21 protein-coding genes and 1 pseudogene are annotated in these 17,530 nt (G+C 40.6%); 2 read left to right on the forward strand and 20 right to left on the reverse strand.

Going from position 1 to position 17,530, the window contains the following annotated elements; translation table 11 throughout:
- Window positions 1–534 precede the first annotated feature (534 nt).
- The 14 genes from V7K42_RS19155 to V7K42_RS19220 form a co-directional block, all read right to left on the reverse strand.
- Entirely contained in the window at window positions 535–729 is a 195-nt protein-coding gene (locus tag V7K42_RS19155) for a hypothetical protein (RefSeq protein ID WP_104899485.1), read from the reverse strand.
- Window positions 730–792: 63 nt separating this feature from the next.
- Window positions 793–1,008 carry a hypothetical protein gene (locus V7K42_RS19160; protein WP_334712111.1) on the reverse strand — a complete coding sequence of 72 codons (216 nt, stop codon included), beginning with the start codon at window positions 1,006–1,008 and terminating at the stop codon, window positions 793–795.
- Between the two features lie 373 nt (window positions 1,009–1,381).
- A complete protein-coding gene (locus V7K42_RS19165; protein ID WP_334918789.1) occupies window positions 1,382–1,552 on the reverse strand; it encodes a hypothetical protein in 171 nt (56 codons plus the stop codon).
- A 291-nt stretch (window positions 1,553–1,843) separates the two neighbouring features.
- Window positions 1,844–3,100 carry a ScyD/ScyE family protein gene (locus tag V7K42_RS19170; RefSeq protein ID WP_334918790.1) on the reverse strand — a complete coding sequence of 419 codons (1,257 nt, stop codon included), beginning with the start codon at window positions 3,098–3,100 and terminating at the stop codon, window positions 1,844–1,846.
- Between the two features lie 26 nt (window positions 3,101–3,126).
- On the reverse strand, window positions 3,127–4,242 hold the full coding sequence (locus V7K42_RS19175) for a T3SS effector HopA1 family protein (RefSeq protein ID WP_334918792.1): 1,116 nt from the start codon (window positions 4,240–4,242) through the stop codon (window positions 3,127–3,129).
- Window positions 4,243–4,270: 28 nt separating this feature from the next.
- Window positions 4,271–5,431 (reverse strand): aminoglycoside phosphotransferase family protein, encoded by a 1,161-nt coding sequence (locus V7K42_RS19180; protein WP_334918794.1) that lies wholly within the window; start codon window positions 5,429–5,431, stop codon window positions 4,271–4,273.
- 146 nt (window positions 5,432–5,577) lie between these two features.
- Window positions 5,578–5,712 carry a hypothetical protein gene (locus V7K42_RS19185; protein ID WP_334918796.1) on the reverse strand — a complete coding sequence of 45 codons (135 nt, stop codon included), beginning with the start codon at window positions 5,710–5,712 and terminating at the stop codon, window positions 5,578–5,580.
- Window positions 5,713–6,256: 544 nt separating this feature from the next.
- Entirely contained in the window at window positions 6,257–6,433 is a 177-nt protein-coding gene (locus V7K42_RS19190; RefSeq protein ID WP_334918798.1) for a hypothetical protein, read from the reverse strand.
- Window positions 6,434–6,455: 22 nt separating this feature from the next.
- Complete coding sequence (locus V7K42_RS19195; protein ID WP_334918800.1) at window positions 6,456–7,718, reverse strand: nif11-class peptide radical SAM maturase 3; 1,263 nt, start codon at window positions 7,716–7,718, stop codon at window positions 6,456–6,458.
- 93 nt (window positions 7,719–7,811) lie between these two features.
- Entirely contained in the window at window positions 7,812–8,114 is a 303-nt protein-coding gene (locus tag V7K42_RS19200; RefSeq protein WP_334918802.1) for a Nif11-like leader peptide family natural product precursor, read from the reverse strand.
- Between the two features lie 301 nt (window positions 8,115–8,415).
- Complete coding sequence (locus tag V7K42_RS19205) at window positions 8,416–8,748, reverse strand: Nif11-like leader peptide family natural product precursor (protein WP_334838615.1); 333 nt, start codon at window positions 8,746–8,748, stop codon at window positions 8,416–8,418.
- Between the two features lie 108 nt (window positions 8,749–8,856).
- Window positions 8,857–9,063 carry a hypothetical protein gene (locus V7K42_RS19210; protein ID WP_334918804.1) on the reverse strand — a complete coding sequence of 69 codons (207 nt, stop codon included), beginning with the start codon at window positions 9,061–9,063 and terminating at the stop codon, window positions 8,857–8,859.
- Between the two features lie 78 nt (window positions 9,064–9,141).
- Window positions 9,142–9,579: a nitrogen fixation protein gene (locus tag V7K42_RS19215; protein WP_334918806.1), complete on the reverse strand. Its 438-nt coding sequence runs from the start codon at window positions 9,577–9,579 to the stop codon at window positions 9,142–9,144.
- 146 nt (window positions 9,580–9,725) lie between these two features.
- Window positions 9,726–9,968, reverse strand: a complete 243-nt coding sequence (locus V7K42_RS19220; protein WP_334918808.1) for a hypothetical protein — start codon at window positions 9,966–9,968, stop codon at window positions 9,726–9,728.
- A 183-nt stretch (window positions 9,969–10,151) separates the two neighbouring features.
- Between V7K42_RS19220 and V7K42_RS28985 the strand changes: the two are divergent.
- Window positions 10,152–10,295: pseudogene (locus V7K42_RS28985) on the forward strand (Tn3 family transposase); the annotation flags it as partial.
- A gap of 37 nt (window positions 10,296–10,332) precedes the next feature.
- Here V7K42_RS28985 and V7K42_RS19225 read toward each other — a convergent pair.
- The 6 genes from V7K42_RS19225 to V7K42_RS19250 all read right to left on the reverse strand — a co-directional run bounded on the left by V7K42_RS19225 (window position 10,333) and on the right by V7K42_RS19250 (window position 16,093).
- Window positions 10,333–10,512: a hypothetical protein gene (locus tag V7K42_RS19225; RefSeq protein WP_334918810.1), complete on the reverse strand. Its 180-nt coding sequence runs from the start codon at window positions 10,510–10,512 to the stop codon at window positions 10,333–10,335.
- A 361-nt stretch (window positions 10,513–10,873) separates the two neighbouring features.
- Window positions 10,874–11,101, reverse strand: a complete 228-nt coding sequence (locus V7K42_RS19230; RefSeq protein WP_334918812.1) for a hypothetical protein — start codon at window positions 11,099–11,101, stop codon at window positions 10,874–10,876.
- Window positions 11,102–11,913: 812 nt separating this feature from the next.
- Window positions 11,914–13,593: an alpha-keto acid decarboxylase family protein gene (locus tag V7K42_RS19235; RefSeq protein WP_334918814.1), complete on the reverse strand. Its 1,680-nt coding sequence runs from the start codon at window positions 13,591–13,593 to the stop codon at window positions 11,914–11,916.
- Window positions 13,594–13,746: 153 nt separating this feature from the next.
- Window positions 13,747–14,883: a cytochrome P450 gene (locus V7K42_RS19240; protein ID WP_334918816.1), complete on the reverse strand. Its 1,137-nt coding sequence runs from the start codon at window positions 14,881–14,883 to the stop codon at window positions 13,747–13,749.
- Window positions 14,884–15,098: 215 nt separating this feature from the next.
- Window positions 15,099–15,662 carry a TetR/AcrR family transcriptional regulator gene (locus V7K42_RS19245; RefSeq protein ID WP_334918818.1) on the reverse strand — a complete coding sequence of 188 codons (564 nt, stop codon included), beginning with the start codon at window positions 15,660–15,662 and terminating at the stop codon, window positions 15,099–15,101.
- A 260-nt stretch (window positions 15,663–15,922) separates the two neighbouring features.
- Window positions 15,923–16,093, reverse strand: a complete 171-nt coding sequence (locus V7K42_RS19250) for a hypothetical protein (protein WP_334918820.1) — start codon at window positions 16,091–16,093, stop codon at window positions 15,923–15,925.
- Window positions 16,094–17,195: 1,102 nt separating this feature from the next.
- Here V7K42_RS19250 and V7K42_RS19255 point away from each other — a divergent pair.
- A complete protein-coding gene (locus V7K42_RS19255) occupies window positions 17,196–17,330 on the forward strand; it encodes a hypothetical protein (protein ID WP_334918822.1) in 135 nt (44 codons plus the stop codon).
- Window positions 17,331–17,530: the final 200 nt, after the last annotated feature.

The following is a 17,530-nucleotide window of genomic DNA, read 5'->3' on the forward strand; positions in this document are numbered from 1 at the left end:
CAAACGATTATTGAACATAAATTTTACATCTTTGGGTAAAAAAAAAATTTCCAGTCAAGTATTTATTTACTCGAAAAACAGAAGCCAAAATTTATTTTATCTCTAATTTCAACTTTCATACCTCCTGCTATTAATTATTTAGCATTTTTAGGAAATGGTAACGTAACCCCTGACTGTCTAATCAGTATATATAAGCTTATCCACTAACGATTTTAGTAGGATTAAAGCTTTCAAATGAATGGTTATATACCAATAAGACAGTCAGGGAACGTAACCGTTGATGAGGGTAACGATAGAATAAGGCTTATACCAAATCTATCTGGGACTGCATAGAATAATTCCCTTGTCTGGCATGGAGTCTCAAGTGTTTTATTCTGTGCATCTTCATAGAGAATTGGTGTTAGAGACCAATTTTTCGGATGATTTAGTCTCGTTTCCTCCAATTTAAGGGCTTGATAGTGCCTCAAACGCTATTAACTTCGTACCCCCCTGAACGGTTACAATAAAAATAAGCTTTGATTATGATATCAAAGGTTACTTGAAAAGTTCAGTCACTGCTCTACCTACACCATAACCCGCAGAGAACGCTATTAGAGTGGTCACAATAACTGGGGAAGTTCCACCTTTAGTAAAGTCCAAGTCACTATCGGTAAGTTCATCCAAAAATGTTTCCTCGTCAGCAATGAGTTCAAAGCCTGCACTTAATTGTTCAATGCGAATTGTAGCCATATTTTTGTCCTCACTTAAATGTTGTATATATTCCAGTTGCAACGCTAACAGTAAAAGCAATAATTATTTCAGTGCTGTATAAACTCCAGCACCAACACCAACAGCAAAAGCACCGATTACATATTCTGACGCGATAGCTACACCCCAAATTACAAAAGGTGTAAGACCACCGGTAACTGTATTTAGTTCGTAATCAACTACATCACTCATGAAATTTTCCGAACCAGCAAATAAATCTGCACCAGCGGGACGCAAATCACTAATTGCAATAGAAGCCATTTTAATCTCCTGGTAATTTTGAGTAATTATTGGTAGGGAATAGATTACCGAAATTCATTAAATTGAATTCCTTCTCTCTGCAAATATTGTGCCATAAATAAATTGAGATATCTAGAGATTCTATTTAAGTAAATGGACATAAAAAATACATTTATATCCCTTGTTTAGTATAAAATGGTTGTGATTCTCATAACTGCTCAAATTATCTTTTTGAAGACCATAAAAAACCCTCACTTGTGCTGAGGGTTTTTTATGGTCTCTTCTTATGCATCACCTTTCATAGCGGTTATTGAGTAGATAAGGTACATTGAAAGGATTTATATATAAAATTTAGGTATACCTCACCAGGATAGGAAGCGCTATGATAATAATGTTACAGCAAAATAATAGCAATAGTAATAACAACAACCCACTTGTTAGTTCCTCCCTTGATACTGAGAGCATCACTTTCTGACAATTCTGTTAACTGATCCAAATAGCTTTCGGAATCAGAAAATAATCCGCTGCCGGTCACGCATAAATTATTGATTTTGATTGTAGCCACTGGTTTATCTCCTTTGAGATTTAATTTGAATTTTTTCTGGTAATGATTAGTTTGCGTGTCTACTAACCTAATCAACGACATATTACTACTTAAAAATCACTATAATAACTAGGTATATTTATTGTAAAGTGACATAAATGTTTCATTATTGACTTGATAGAAAATACCGACAAGTCCATCAGAAGAGTTAACGAATTTACTGTTATATCATTTCACAAAATAACTTCAAAAAAATCTGGCACTGCTGCCAGATTAGCTGAATTTGTCTTTGTAAAAGGTTATTTGTAATAATCACTCAACACAGCTTTTGACTGGAGTGCTTAATTTCTGTTTACGTAATAACTGCGAACCTGTAATGAAAATACCAAAAGCTAAAATACTTCCTGTATAACTAGGTTCAGGAACTAAAATCCGAACAATCTCACCTTGTCCTGAAAGATAACCTTTGTTGGAAACATAAATATCACCATCAGAACCAAGGGCTAAAGCAGTAGGGAACAATAACCCATCACTGGCGATAGTTTTACGATCGCCATTAGGATCTACATAGATCAAAGCACCAGAAGGAATCGCGTTTGCAGAAATTAGTGAACTAGAGGCAAATTCTAGGACATATAATCCGCCCTGATTATCAAAAGCAAGATCAACTATTTGGGTGAAACCATCAGCGTAAACCACAGGCTTATTGTCGGAGCCAATTTTAAAGATCCGTGCTGCATTATCTGGATTGGGATACCCAGTGTATTCTCCTACATATAATGCATTATCAGGGCCAGCTGCGATCGCAGTCGGTACTGATTGCATTCCAATAGTTTTACCTGTAACAGGGTCAGTCACAGCCCGCTCAGGAAATATAGATATCGCAGTTAAATCACTCCCATCTGTTTTTACTTTAAAAAGGTCGTTGGCGGCTGCATCAAGGATATAAGCAGTGTCTCCCTGAATTAAAAAAGAATAGGGGTTACTATCAATGGTATTTTGGGAGGGATTATATAAATTTGAACCTGTATTATCAGGATTGTATAAACCCTCATAGGCAGCCAAATCGGCCAACCTTGTCCACGATGACCCACCGTTAAGCTGATCAATTTTAATGAGTTGGCCGAAGTCAGGAATTTTCAGTACATTATCGCGTTCTTCTGGAGTTGAACCCAAACCAACAACTACATAAGCTTTACCTGTCGAATCAAATTGAATGTCGTGAAGACCGGTAGCATCAAAACTAACAGGTAGTTGTGGAATAGATGTTGCCAGGGATGGAAGACCTGTAACTACACGTTCTTGAGTGCCATTTTTAATACGTGTCACAGCACCAGTTGCACCATAACACGTGGTCAGTCCGCTACCTCCAGGTGCAGGAATGCACGCTCCTGCACCCCCTGTACCCGCTTCTGTAACGTACAGAGATCCGTCAGGGCCAAAGGTCAGTCCCCGTGGGCCATTAAGGCCACTGGCTATGACACTTAAGCTTGCTGCATCTGAAGCTTCTCCAACTCCAAAAGCAATAAATACTGCTCCTGTAGCAGCTATCAGCAACTTTTTCAGCATTTTTAGTCTCCTTTGGAATGAGGAATTTACAAATCTAAAACTGGATAAATATCTTCCGAGTTACTATTAACATATGAACGTTGTAATTCAATTCCCAAAGAAGAAAATTGCTCAATGATGGCCTTCATCCGTTCCTCTATTGAGTTACCTCCTTGATACCAAGCTGTCAGTAAACCATTCGCTACAATTTGACAACGGTTCATCCCAAAACTTTCCTGAATAGCAAATTTTTGGTCTGGTTCTTCTGCTAAACCTAACCCCGGTGCTAATCGCTTAGTGAAGAGGGGAATCTCTAGTTTAAAATATGATTTATATTCTTGATAAACAATTCTTAAAACTTGCCTAACTACTTCATAGTCTCTACGCTCAAAGTAAAGTACTCCTGAATCATAGCGTTGGTATTCCTTAGGGTTGTACAAAACTTTAAAACTGAAAGGAATTACTAATTCATTCAATTTTTGTGTGAGACTATCCATAACTATAACAGCACCTTCAGGAGTTAAATTGCAATAAATTCGCACAGTTACAGACTGATTCTCTGCATCTTCAAGATAATTTAATCCTACGTTGCTAACTGCTATATAAAAGCCATTTTGTACTCGATTTTTAGGCAGCTTGATAGCTACACAATCACCCAAAATTGCAGCTTTATCTACATCTTGAAGATGTTTGCCACGCTGAATATATAGTCTTAAACCACCCTTATTTACTGCTAAAATACCATCAATCTCTTCTCTCAAAATAGACCAACCAGGGTCAAAATAGCCTTTTCCCGAATTACTTTCATGTAATCGCTCATAAAAACTCAAATCTACTCCCAAAATAGTATTATTTTCCAAATCAAGGGGTAAACTATTTCCCTCGCCATCCAGTGCTAGCGCACTTTGCATAGAGCCGTTGTAATAGATACCGTATAAAAAGCTTCGTAGTTGCAGACTCAAATACTTCTGCTGCATCTGACTGGGCATTTTCTGAAAACGAGCCACTACGTCAGATGGTAATTCCAAGGGTTTGTAATTTGGATGGTGAATGGAGAAATCAGATTTTATCTCAATTTTCTCAGCAATATCTTGCAGAACATCCGGTAATTGCCTAGTTAAACCATTATCTAGCTGAGTTATAGGAGAATTTAGTAATTGCATAATATTTATTTAGTAATAACAAAATGATTTAAACACCAGAATTACTCATGCGAGTTAATTCAACAGCAGCAGCACCAAAAATTGTTGGCATCGATTGTACAGGACGGCTTAATAATGTTTTAGCAACCTGAAGCATAGCAATTCCCATATTGCCAAAAGATTTTTGATATTGAATCATCGCCTGAATTTGTTGAATCAAAGCAAAACCCGTAAATTGTACTACCCGTTCTAAGAAATCAGGGCGGTGTTCTAAAATTTCTGGAAAAGTGTTTAAATAAGCTTGGGTTAATATACCAATTGAAGGCTGAAGTACTTCTAAAGGTGTTATTGCCAAGCGTAAAGACTCTTCAATACTCAAAGAATTACTGATAACCAAGCTACCTAGCCATATTTGTACATAGCTGCCAATAAGTGTTCCCAAATCAAAAGCTGGATCTCCCCAAGCCGAGCGTTCCCAATCAATTAGCCGGATAATATTATTACTAGAATCTTGCCAATCTTTGTACAGGAGAATATTATTTAGTTTCAAATCATTATGGGTTAGACAAGAGGGCGTTACAGCATTACCCAATTGAGTGATCGCCTGTCCCAAGCTATCATAACGTTGATATAGAGCAAAAAACTTTAACCCATCGGCAGGAACTATACCAAAAATTTCCGGTTCAACCCGTTCTAATCTCCGAACTAAATGTGATACTTGATCAGCCATTAAATTATCTGAATTTTTAGCAAAGAATTCCTGATATTCTTGGTGATTGAAAGTATCACGATGGATAGTCCCTAAAATATTACCAATTGCCGTAGCGATTTCTGTAGAAAAGCTATTTTCCTTAGTGTAAAAATCCATTAAATCCCGATAATCATCCAGATATCTAAAGACAATAATGGAATTTTCGACATCAAAATGCAATACCTCTGGGAAAAATGAGCGGTAGTTATCAAGGTTGGGAAATTGTTGGAGAAACTCTTTAATTCGCCACTCGATTAAAAATTCACCAGATGCTTTCCCTTCTGGATTGTGTCGTTCTTGCTTAACTAGAAGTTTGCGATCGCCTGTAAAAGTCAGTAATAAATTAAAGTTTTTGGCTATAAGTGGTTGTACATTGCTGGGAGGTTGCTTAGACTGATTACATAACCCCTGCTCAACCAAATAATCAAAAACATTATGAGAATTTAATAGAAATGTCATAGGTATTAATCAATAATTGGTCTAGTCCTCTTTTGCCAACTCACAAAAAAAGTCAGCACGGGCTGCTACTTACTTATCTGTAAAGCCTATGCTGCTCTTGACATTGGTAATAGCTCAAAAATACAGAGCGAATTGTTTCAATTATATTAGAATTTAATTGTAATGGTAATTGTGATGCTCCATCCACCGAAAATACCATTAATTAGTTGTTCATTTAATTCATCAACTAAGCTTTCATCATCTGGATTAATAGCAATATCAGAGATTGTAATTTTGGACATTGTGGATACTCCTAAGTAAATGTTTATGTTATTGAAATTGGGTTTTCTGTAACATACTTGCATTATTATAATTGCTTAGTTGGTCTATATATTTCAAGATTTTTATTGCTGCTTAAGGGACATAAATAATACAGTTTTATTTAAAACTTTATCTATATACGCGGCTCTAGTACCGTGCGGCGTAAATACACATACCATTTTTAAGCCTTGGAATCCACCGAATTTTCATAGCTTTTAATGGTCTGCTTACTTCCGCCGTGCTGTACTAGTGTTTGAGCAGAAGCATAATAGTCGGTTAATCTCAAAAAATCGACTGATTTATGATGAAATAATTAAAACAATTATGTCACCTTTTATTTATCACCTCCTTAAAAACAGACATAAGAGTAAATTATAAAAAATCAACCCAATGTTAAACGAGGGTTGAGAGATAATAATTATTTAGACTGAAACATTAGAAGGCTTTATTCTTTGTAGCTAGTCAGCTTTAACTTTTCCAAAGATATGCTTATTTTTTACATTTTATCCTGAAACCATTCCCAACTCATGATTTCCACACACCTGCTTCTTTTTCAATGCGGTCTAGAGCTTTCTTCGCCCGAAAAATAATTCTCAAATAAGCTAACTGACTATTCCAAGCTGAACGAGGTAATAGGGTTACTTGAGACTCAGGAACAGTTATATTTTCAGAAGCGAGAGAATCAGTAGAGATATTATTCATAATTAATGATATTTTACAGTTGTTAATTGTTGGAACTAACCAAAGATGATACTAATTCTGGTTCTTCTTCCCAACCTTCTGGCCATTGAATGTGGTCAGCAGTAAAATGAAGTGGGTCGTTCTCTGGCCAAGGGATATTAATCGGTTCCTCAATTAGAGCAAACTCCCCATTATCAAAGGGATTCCCATCTGCACGACGTTGAAGAAATACTCGCTCTCGAATACCGCCTTTTTCCTGGGTGAGGGCGCGATGATGGCAGTAAGGATTGTTACCTCGTTTGTCAAAGAAAACGTGAGCAGTCCAACTGCAACCACCTCGACACAGTTGGGCAAATTCGCAAGACTTGCAGAAACCCCATAAATGTGAGGTTCCCTTGGGAGTATCAGCTTCGAGATTAAACCGTAGTTCTTCGGTTTCTTCAATAATTGTCCGCAGTGAATGGTCACGGATGTTACCACCAGTGTAGGCTGTGGTCGGTAGCGAGGGACAACCTTTGATCGCACCATCGGCTTCAATACCTAAAGCAGACAGTCCAGCGCTACATCCCTGCCAAAATGACCAAGCATCCCCACCCCGTAGCAGTCGTTCATAAGGGCCGTAGTAGCCGATATTATTCCCAGACTGTACCTGCACCCCCTCTTCTTTGGCGCGTTCAGCAACACGAGCAATCATTGGGTATATATCCAATAGTTCGTAAGGTTGCAGTAAAATATCAGTATTATCGGCAGCATTACCCATCGGTACAGTCAACTGAATTTGCCAAGCGAATACTCCCGCGTCGCGGATACGCTCATAAATTTGGGGAAATTCTGGTGCAGACAGACGATTGATTTGCGTATTGCAGCCAAAGGGGATACCTGCTTCTTTAAGATTGCTCATGGTCTTAAATGCCCATTGCCACGAGCCTTGTTTGCCCCGCAGACGGTCATGAGTCGCTTCCAAGCCATCAACTGACACAGAAACCACCCCAATACCAGCTTCCTTCATCCGGTGGGCTGTGTCTAAGGTGATACCATAACCCCCAGTGGTCATACCACACAACATCCCAGCTTTAGTAATTGCTTGGGCAATCTCTAACCAGTCAGGACGCAGAAAAGCTTCACCACCAATTATGGTTACTTCTGTGATTCCAACTTCCGCCATTTGTTTGACTAAATCAAGAGCTTCTGATGTAGAAAGTTCGTTCACCCTTGTATGACCTGCACGAGAACCGCAGTGTTGACAGGCTAGATTACACTTGAGTGTAATTTCCCAAACTGCATAACTAATTCGGCGATAAGTCATAAAAATACCCTAAATTAACTTTTCTAGAAAGGGACGAACAAATCTCTATCCATCCCTAGAAATCTTAGTCACAAGCAACGGTTTTGTTTATGACTACCAAAAATTCCAGAGGCCACCTGGTGCCCCATATATTAAAATTGAATTTCTCCACCCAGTTAATCCACCAAAAACTGCTGCTAATTCTTTTCCACTTAAATCCTTGAGTTCACCTTCACCATCGGCAGACTCCAACAATTGAGCAGTATATTCTTCATATTCCTCTAGAGTGAAATCGTAGCCAGCAGCTTGAACTATTTGGCTACATTCTTCCTTACTATTAACGGCTTGAATTTGATTACGAAATGCTTCATCATTTGCTAGATTATCGTAGAAACTTTTGACATTTTCTATGGACATAAGGTACACCTAACCTGATTAACTAAATATATTTTTTACTGCTATAGGAATAGTATTTGATTTTTGAAATATCCGTAGTGTACGTTAGCGTAGCGTAACGCACTATCCCAAGCTTATGGTGTGTTACAACGTTCCATCTAACGCACCCTACTTATGAATGGCACTTACTTAAGCAAAAGTTGCTGCCCAGATCACCGACTCCTTCAAGAAGTCGGTGATCTAAATCCAGCTTGATGATATTCCACCCTACTTATCTTTTTTCAAAAATCAAATATGATTCTCTAGTTGCAATAGAGGTTCCCTAAATCATGTCATCTACCCGGATAACTCCATACATCAATTGATAGGGTGGCCATACAGCTCCATATAATGGTTGGATTTTTGGTTTCCCAGTTAATCCACCAAAAACTGCTGCCAATTCTTTTTCACTTAAATCCTTGAGTTCACCTTTGCCCTCAGCAGACTCCAACAATTGAGCAGTATATTCTTCATACTCTTCTAGAGTGAAATCGTAGCCAGCAGCTTTAACTATTTGGCTACATTCTTCCTTACTATTAACGCCTTGAATTTGATTACTAAACGCTTCATCATTTGCCAGCTTTTGGTAAAAAGCTTTGACATGTTCTAGAGACATAATTTTCTGCTCCTTAAATTACTTAACGGTTGGTACGTTTGTGGGAATATTGAAGTAGTTGATTGGCTATTTATTTCTTGAATTATAGGCAAGAAAAAATATCCTTACTTAATCCACAAAAATTAATCCGATAATGATTCTTATTAGTGAACCGCCATTAATGCCTTTTTCTTCTTCGTCAGACAACTCTGACAGCGATTCTTGTGCATCTAAAACTTGGTTACGTCGTGCAGATGCATGAACAACTGCCTCTGCAATCAAGTCTGTAATTTCAATTTGACTTTTTGTATATCTTTGATTCATTTCGCTTGACATAATAGACATCTCCTGAGATTACTTAATCAAATCTTTGTGAAAAAGTTTTTGCCTGAGAAACCTAAACCATAGTTGTGCTTAACCCGCAGCTAATTTTGACACTTGAATTGTTACTTCAGATGGATTGTAGTTATCTGTAATTACTTGCGGACAACGCATACAAGCTGCTTTGCCTTCTTGATTCCACCAACGACAATCTCGACGGATAGAACAAGGAGGCAATTCCTCTGCAACTGCGGTTAACTTTCCGGCAATTTGTTTCGCTAGACGACAATCTTCTCCATCAAAATGCAGACAAGCTTTAGTCGCGCAAGGTGCAGCTGTGCGAAAAATTTCAGCAGGTGTAACTGGACTAGCTTTTGCTATCAGTTCATCGGTGATAGGTATGGGTTGCTTAAGATAAGTTACATGTGGTTCTGCAACTGTTCCACTGATTATGCCGAAAACAACACTATCTTCAGATTCTGGTCTAGCACTGGGGCAAAGTGTAGTTTTATCCACAACAATGTCTTTCATCAATTGAGTCTCCAGTGGAGAGAGTCTTTATAAATACGAGCTTTCTGTCGAATTTGGATATACCATTCTTAAATCATTTGTGAAAAATTATATCCCTGACTTGTTTTTACGAAGTGAGGGATTTAGATACTGCAAATTTTCACAAATCAGATATAGTCAACTGCTATAAGTCCTATAGTAATAGGAGGAATAAAAATCTTACCAAGTATTATGGGATCCACTTTTAATGCTCCACCTGCAACGCTTTTTGCTTCTTCATCAGACATAGATGACAAAGCTTCTTCTGAATCAAAAACTTCGTTCCGACGGGTCACGGCGTTTTGAACAGCACCATAAATCAAATCGTTAATTTCAATTTGACTGTTATACTTTCTTTCTTTGGCTTCCATATTGATTTTACTCCTATTTTTTGACGATTTTTAGACAATTGTTTTATCGGTTTAATTGCCTAATATTTACTCATATTAAGAAAAAATCAAGCTAATTACTCTCTGTTTTAGAAGTTAAAAATAGACATAAATAAAACTTTTATGTCCCTAAAAAGCTTTGAAGAAGGCAGGAGGCAGAAAACAGAAGGAACAGTTACGGCTTCCCTAATAATGGGTAAGCTACCATCATAGCCTCGTCAAAACAAATTAGCGATCGCTCTGCGAGAAGTAGGAAGAATTGAGAGGACATTATTCACTCTTTATTGGCTGCAAAGCCCTCAGTTGCGATCGCATTACTAGGAGCGGACTAAATTATATTCCAGCCTCAAATAGTGAAATCCTTGATCGGAAAAACTCCATCTTCAGGCGCACCAATCTTGATATTAATGCCTAATCTGTCACTAAGCCAGCTTCCACCCATGACTGTTTTAGTAGCATTATCAGACAAATCTTGAAACATATTAATATTATTAGAATGCAAATCAGAAATTTTAATATTACTCATTTGTTTTTTTTGAATGGTAAAACTAGAATACTAAACAGTGTAATTGAGAGAAAAGCTATTTAGTCAGGTATGAAACTTTTAAGTAGAGCAAAACTAAACCTTTTATATCCCCAAATATGACAATTATTTAAGTATTTAGCAAACTATTTTAGACATAAATTATTTTAGCTATCTTATGTATAAGTAAGTCGGCGTAAATAATTATTGTTGGGATAAGGCAGGGGGCACGGAGCAGGGGGAGAAAGAGTTTGAGCCTTATCTACTTTTATTTACACAGTTTGGTTTTATTGCACCAACTTACTTATACCAGACTGCGATTACTCAAATATTAAGCACCTATAGTAGAGAAAATCTGACTTAATTAATGCAAATAACTGAAATATTTATGTCTCGAAAATATCCCCAACTTCTTTTTTTGTTTTGGCGGCACGACGATCAGCAAGACCTTTCCTTGCTTGAATAGGAGCGATCGTCCCATCGCTGCTCCATGTTCACACCAGGGACTTCCATCATCACCGTAGTAATCAGCACAAGCCGCCCCACCTGCCAAGGTTGCACCCATCAAGTCAGAGATTGACTGGCAAGCCAAAACCGATGCTGAGGTCTGGGGAAGTAAAGCAACGTTAGCAGCTGTAGAAAAAATCCGCAGGTCTTATCAGGCAATCTGTCTATATAGAACCCATTTGACCAGCAATTCTCATAATGAGAATTGCTGCCAATGAATGCTGCTAGTTTACCCTTTAAATAACGAAAATTTGTATTTGTTTATTTATAAAATGTTAGCTTTGCAACAATACAACATTTCGACAATTCAAAAATATAAAAACTTACAAGTTGCAATCATTAGCTTGGACAGACTATACCTGAACAGAAGACAGTTTGGCTTTACTCCTGATTATCAGGTTGCTTTGCTCTCTGAGGATGATCTACTGGTTAGTAAAGTCTGCATGAGTCGCTTCAATTGGCAATAATACAAATTGCTAGCAATACAACAATACGTATTTTCAATAATTCATATTTTCGCCAATTCAAATTAAAAGCAGCCTACCTTTACCATTATTTCACGACTGCATAGGCGATCGCCGGATTGTCGCAGATGGTAAAAATGCTCATAAAAACCCTAAAGTAAGAAACGTCTTGTCTTAATTTCTTACTTTGATTTCAGCAATTAAGGCATATCAAAGATTTCGAGAGCCAATGTTGTTTACCCTTCCTGCTCTCGTCGTGGCTAGGGCGCGATTGCATAACGGCACTGCTCCGATTGTCTCAAAGAATAATCGTTATTATGTCTGCAATCGGACAAAGTTGTATTATCAGAATATCTTATATCTTTGTCCACTATCACAGTTATGTCTGCGGTAGTGGACAAAAAGGCTTGTAGTATGATGTAGGCTACAAGTTCTACTTTTGTTTGTGCTCTAGCAGATTTATGGACTCGGCTAACTGGGAAGGAATATCCTTGGGAGCCAGTATCACCTCAATGAACACACATCTTCCCTCGGTATGAGCCTGCACCGCCTTGGTGAGGGCTGTCTCTAACTCTGACTCAGTAGTGACCAAGAGACCCAATGGCTTCTGCATCTGTGCGAAGACCATCGGCAGCTGATGATAGTTCCAGGACTGAAGTTCGTTATAGTGCATCTCTCTGAAACCACCTTTTTGAAGCGCGTTCTCAACCTCATAGTGGTTATTATGGAGCAAGAAGATAATGGGGGCTAGTCCTTGGCGTAAGATGGTCGAGAGTTCCTGTGCAGTCATTTGGAAGGCGCCATCTCCAACCACAAGCAGGTGGCGGCGGCTGTGGTCTGCCAGGTGCGCCCCAAGGACAGCCGGCAGTGTATAGCCAATCGCCTCCCACGTCCACTGAGTCAGGACCTTGGTGCGTGTTGGCATCGGAACCATCGTAGCCACATTACACGTACCCAGATCGACGATGAGGACATCATCTGACTGAAGGAAATGACCGAAGCGCTGCCACAAGCGATCTTGCCTGATGGGAGTATCGTGTTGTGGCTCAAACGGTACAGAGTTGGTGCGAGCCTGTTGGGAACTAAAGGCGAACTCGCGGTGGGGAACCTGTTCACTTAGCTGCATCAGCACGTCACGCAGGGTCACATTCGGGTAATGAGACGCTCCAATGGCAGCGCTTTTTATCTGGAGATCCACAACGTGAGGCGATTGCAAATCGAAGGCGGCACATCCATTATTCGTTTCGTCGTGCTGAATACCCAGGCGCAGCAGCAGATCGGCTTGTTCGATCTGTTGACTGACAGCACTACCTTCCATCCCTGCTCGGTACGTCCCAAGATACTGCGGGTGGGTTTCGTCCAGGAAAGCCGACTTGCCTGTAAAGGTTGCTGCGAAAGGAATGCCACTCTTGTTGGCGAAGGACTCAACCAGCTCTGCCAAATGATAAGAACCCACCGGAGAATCAATGAGCATCGTGGGGCGGTGTGCAGCACTCAGCAATGGCAACAAGCGCTCCAGGAAGGCTGCGAGTTGCGTTTGATCGCCTAGAGGCTCAGACAATGCCAGCTTTTCTGTGGGCGGTTGAGCGGGCAGACCTCCCACATCGTTGGGAAGCTGAATATAAACTGGAAGCTTCTCGGACCAACATGCCCCAAGGACGCGATCGATTTCTTGACAAGCATTCTCCGGTGTCAGGAGTGCCTGAGCCACCGTGATTTCTTTGTAAATCCTGGGAAAGGCACTAAAATCCCCCCCGTGCAGGCTGTGGTGTGTAGACAGTCCGTTCTTCAATGCCTGTGTGGTAGGATGACCCGCGATCGCCACGACCGGAACTCGTTCGGCATAGGCACCCCCGACACCGCAAGCCGCACTCAATTCTCCGACTCCACAAGTCACCAGAAACGCACCAATACCCTGAATGCGTGCGTAACCATCGGCGGCGTAGGATGCGTTGAGTTCATTACAGGTACCAACCCACGAGATATCCTGATTCTTCTCAATGCAATCAAGCATTGGGAAAGCATAATCTCCCGGCACGCCGAAGATGTGACGCAGGCCCAATTCTTTGAGACGATCCAACAAATACGAGTTTACCGTGTACTGTGTAGACATGTTGATGTTCCTTTTTTTCTTTCAAAGTTCTGTGGTCGATGTGACCCCCAATGCACCATCAAATTTTGTAGCTGTTTCAACGCCAACGGCACAAACCGGGGGTTGGTCAAAGGAAACGATCTCCCCACTTTAAGAGCAGGGCTGATTCGTTTTCTATAACAAAACACTTAAGCTTTCCAGTCCATGTACTCTCAGGGTCGGAATTGGTTTAAGAGACTCTTTTGAGTCAACGCGAAGGTTAGGAAATTCTGAGAGTAAAGCTTTGAGGCCAATTTTGGCTTCCAGTCGAGATAAAGGTGCGCCCAAACAGAAATGAATCCCATTTCCAAAGGCAACATGTTCATTCGGGTCTCGATCGATGATGAAGCGATCAGCATTTTCAAACTGATGTTCATCTCGATTGGCAGAAGCGAGCCAAGGATGTACAACTTGCCCAGCAGGAATGGTCTGATCTCCAATTTGGGTTTCTACTTGCGTGAATCGATTCAAAAAAGTAATCGGGGAATAGTAACGCAATACTTCCTCAATTGCACCCGGTAATAGAGACAAGTCATTGCGTAACCGTTGGTTTTGATCGGGATACTCATGCAGACACCAAATGGTATTGGTAATCAAGTTAGTGGTGGTCTCATTCCCGGCTGTCAACAGTAGGATGCAAAAATCAAGCACTTCCTGTCCGGTCAATTTTTCGCCCTCTTCATAAGCCGCAATTAAATCGCTGATCAGGTCTTGTCCTGGATGGGATTCCCGCTTTTTCAGTAATTGGCGGAAATAGTCAGCCATGTTTTGGATCGCTGTTAGATCGCTAGCTAATATCCCGTCTGACCAGTGCTTGAAGTCTTTGCGCTCATCAAGGGGTATACCAAGAATTTCTGCAATCACGACGATCGGTAGAGGTGAAGAGAAAGCCTGGATTAAATCGACCTGTTCGTGTTGCTTCATTTGCCCTAACAACTCGTGAGTCAGTTCGGTAATCCGAGGTGCTAGTGCTTCGATTCGACGCGGAGTAAACACCTTTTGGACGATCGCGCGTAGTGACTGATGTTTAGGTGGATCGCTAAAGGGTAAACCCTGAGTAAAATCTTTTTGTTCGGGGGGTTTGGGTAATATAGATGAAAAGGTTTTCCATTCGCTTAATGCTCGTTTCACATCAGAATAGCGAAACACCATCCAGGCTTGCTGCTCTGGGTCATAGAAAGCAGGCGCTTCTTGACGCATTTTTGCCATCCAGGGATAAGGATTGAGCAGGAATTGTGGATCGGTGGGTCGGAATTGTAAATCGCTAGTCATGACAAATCTCCTTGTGTCAAAAATTGCAAGTAAAACTGAGTCAGATGTTGGCACTATCTGACATATCATTTATGAGAGAGAAATCTGTGGTGGAATTACGGAGTCGCGCTGCATCCAGATGTAATCGAGACAGGTATGACAACAATATCTAGACGCAAACATCAAATTAGGAATGCGTCCAAATCAAGCCTTTCTCACACCGTCTCAATTAAGAATTACTCTCGTGCTAGTTTCAGCAGAATTTCAATGATCTGCTTGTGCAAAGATTCCTCTGGGACTCCTAAACCAAAGAGGTAGGCGAAGGATAGACCATTGAGCGCTAGACGAATCACGGTCGCGATCGCCGGATCGAGTCCACTTGCTTCAATTTGCCGTTGCCAATCAGCAAATTTTTCTTGCCAGGGCTTAAGTAATTCTGGATTTTCAGCAACCGCTGCAAGTATTGCGGATTGCATTGGACTAGGGTGAGTATTATGATTTTCAAATGACCGGATATAGGCTCTCAGCCAATGTCCTGGTGTATTCGGTGCATCATCTTGCTCTAATTCATGCTTTAGTGATGCTGTCTTTTCATCAATTAGCTGTTGCAACATCCCAGCAATCAAGGCTTCTTTGTTGGGAAAGTGGTAAAGTAATCCACCTTTACTGACACCTGCTTCGCGGGCAACCGCCTCCAACGTCAATGCCTTTGAGCCATGAGCTACCATCACTCGCGCCGCTGCTTCTAGCAATGCATTATAGGTGACAGACGTAGATTTTGTTTTTTTGCTAGTGATCATAGAGCTTAAATGATGGAACTAGATAATTTGTCTGGCGAACACAGTTTATCTGGCAACGAGATTGTTAATATCTTCTCTCATTGCTTCATCTGTGGAGCAGCAAGGCTAGGATTAGATCCCGGATTTCTCACCACATCTCTCAAAGCCTTGTGCAGGGGAGCAGGGGAGAGTTCAAAAACCAAGTTCTTTCCCCTCTGCCCCTCTGCTCCCCTGCTCCTCTGCCCCTCTGCCCCTCAAGCTTGTGAGAAATGCGGGTAGATTTATTGGGTAAACTTGCTCTCTTTGAAAATCGATGGGATGTAATAATGAGCGTGTAAAGTTTCATCCAACAAATCCGTAGCATGTCGAACCTGCGGATTTTGAGACAGCAGCGAATTGCTATGGGAACCCAAAGCAGTTTGAGCAAAAAAGGGATTTGCAATGGTAAACATAACGTTCTCAATCCAAGATTGATATAGATTGGATTCAAGTATCTACTATTGATATACCGTCTGGACGGCTCACTATATTTTTAATGTACCGTCCAGACTGTATATTGTCAATGAGGTAATTTGAGATTTTGGATAATTGATTTCTAGGAAGTCCCTTAGAAAGCATTACCTACCAAAAACGCTTGTGGTCAGCCATCTACAGTTTTGAGATCACAAGCGTTTCTTAATTTTTGATTGATGCGACGGCGACCCAAATGTTTATTCATGAAGTGTAGTCATTCCCTGTTTTGATATCAAATCTCAAAACTTTTACTCCAAAGGAATCCTACAGTTTTTTGTTTCCATCATAAAATTAAACAATCATAACGATAAATTTCTCTCAGTATTATTGAGGCATTGAGCTATCTAACCAGTATCTATTTTACTCATCTACTGAATTATCGGGTTAGCGATCGCATCCTTCGGAGTGGGGCATATTCACTCGTTTTTACCCGACTTCAGAAAATCGCGTTGCTCCCGGCGATTGCTATGTAGATCACCTTTTTGAGCAGTCACAGACTCAGAACCTGGGGCATTCCACGAATTTAGTCTAACGTGTAATGCGCTCGCAGTTTTGATGTCGGAAAAATTTTATATAATCCTACCGTGAAGGGTGATTATACGGAAACTTCCCGTATAATAAATAGTTGGGCGGGGGAAAGGCAGTATATGAGCAGCAATTCTGAGAGATGGCGGCGTATGGTTCAAGTATAAGCGGTACTCGAACGTACTTTGTTGTTAAAACGCGATTCTTTCGCTCTCTTCAATGGAAGGGAGCTTCGTAACATGTGCATTTCAGCAGGGAGGTTCGGATGAAAAACTTTGTTCCAACAAGTATCGCATTGGCAGGTCTTGTGCTGCTTGCTGCGTCCGCAGCGCCCATACACGCGCAATGTGCCGCGCCGAAGTATGTTAGCGGAGTTTGGAAGGCGAATGATGGGGGCACATACCACCTTCATGCCATCGGCAGTACCATTTGGTGGGTCGGAATGAGCGGTGACGACGGTCGTTCCTGGACGAACGTGTTCAAAGGTACGCGAAACGGCAATATCATTGATGGGGAGTGGGCCGACGTTCGCGGACAAGCGTGGGGACATGGAACGCTCAAGCTACGGATATCGGGTACAACTTTTATGGAGAAGATCGACGGCACTGGCAGCGGATTCGGCGGGATTCGTTGGGGCCGTGGCGGATGTAACGACACGCAAGGCAACCCGGGATAGTGTGAAGGTAGCTGCAACCAGGGGCAAAGTGAACAATTTAGTTTATATAAATTGAATAACCATTAAAACTTGGTCTTCAATAATCAGTAAACCAAAAAGTTTTTTCCCAAGAGCGATCGCTAATCAAGATTACGTACTTTAAAGTACTATATACTACAAAATATATAATTAATGC

The organism is Nostoc sp., assembly GCF_036917455.1.
Classification (GTDB): Bacteria; Cyanobacteriota; Cyanobacteriia; order Cyanobacteriales; family Nostocaceae; genus Nostoc.

Coding starts and splice junctions, on each gene's coding strand:
- V7K42_RS19185 (WP_334918796.1), bottom strand. CDS start 5,712: ATGTCCAAAATTACAATCTCTGATATTGCTATTAATCCAGATGATGAA.
- V7K42_RS19190 (WP_334918798.1), bottom strand. CDS start 6,433: ATGAATAATATCTCTACTGATTCTCTCGCTTCTGAAAATATAACTGTT.
- V7K42_RS19220 (WP_334918808.1), bottom strand. CDS start 9,968: ATGGAAGCCAAAGAAAGAAAGTATAACAGTCAAATTGAAATTAACGAT.
- V7K42_RS19210 (WP_334918804.1), bottom strand. CDS start 9,063: ATGTCAAGCGAAATGAATCAAAGATATACAAAAAGTCAAATTGAAATT.
- V7K42_RS19205 (WP_334838615.1), bottom strand. CDS start 8,748: ATGTCTCTAGAACATGTCAAAGCTTTTTACCAAAAGCTGGCAAATGAT.
- V7K42_RS19245 (WP_334918818.1), bottom strand. CDS start 15,662: ATGATCACTAGCAAAAAAACAAAATCTACGTCTGTCACCTATAATGCA.
- V7K42_RS19195 (WP_334918800.1), bottom strand. CDS start 7,718: ATGACTTATCGCCGAATTAGTTATGCAGTTTGGGAAATTACACTCAAG.
- V7K42_RS19215 (WP_334918806.1), bottom strand. CDS start 9,579: ATGAAAGACATTGTTGTGGATAAAACTACACTTTGCCCCAGTGCTAGA.
- V7K42_RS19200 (WP_334918802.1), bottom strand. CDS start 8,114: ATGTCCATAGAAAATGTCAAAAGTTTCTACGATAATCTAGCAAATGAT.
- V7K42_RS19175 (WP_334918792.1), bottom strand. CDS start 4,242: ATGCAATTACTAAATTCTCCTATAACTCAGCTAGATAATGGTTTAACT.
- V7K42_RS19240 (WP_334918816.1), bottom strand. CDS start 14,883: ATGACTAGCGATTTACAATTCCGACCCACCGATCCACAATTCCTGCTC.
- V7K42_RS19225 (WP_334918810.1), bottom strand. CDS start 10,512: ATGAGTAATATTAAAATTTCTGATTTGCATTCTAATAATATTAATATG.
- V7K42_RS19250 (WP_334918820.1), bottom strand. CDS start 16,093: ATGTTTACCATTGCAAATCCCTTTTTTGCTCAAACTGCTTTGGGTTCC.
- V7K42_RS19170 (WP_334918790.1), bottom strand. CDS start 3,100: ATGCTGAAAAAGTTGCTGATAGCTGCTACAGGAGCAGTATTTATTGCT.
- V7K42_RS19155 (WP_104899485.1), bottom strand. CDS start 729: ATGGCTACAATTCGCATTGAACAATTAAGTGCAGGCTTTGAACTCATT.
- V7K42_RS19180 (WP_334918794.1), bottom strand. CDS start 5,431: ATGACATTTCTATTAAATTCTCATAATGTTTTTGATTATTTGGTTGAG.
- V7K42_RS19235 (WP_334918814.1), bottom strand. CDS start 13,593: ATGTCTACACAGTACACGGTAAACTCGTATTTGTTGGATCGTCTCAAA.
- V7K42_RS19160 (WP_334712111.1), bottom strand. CDS start 1,008: ATGGCTTCTATTGCAATTAGTGATTTGCGTCCCGCTGGTGCAGATTTA.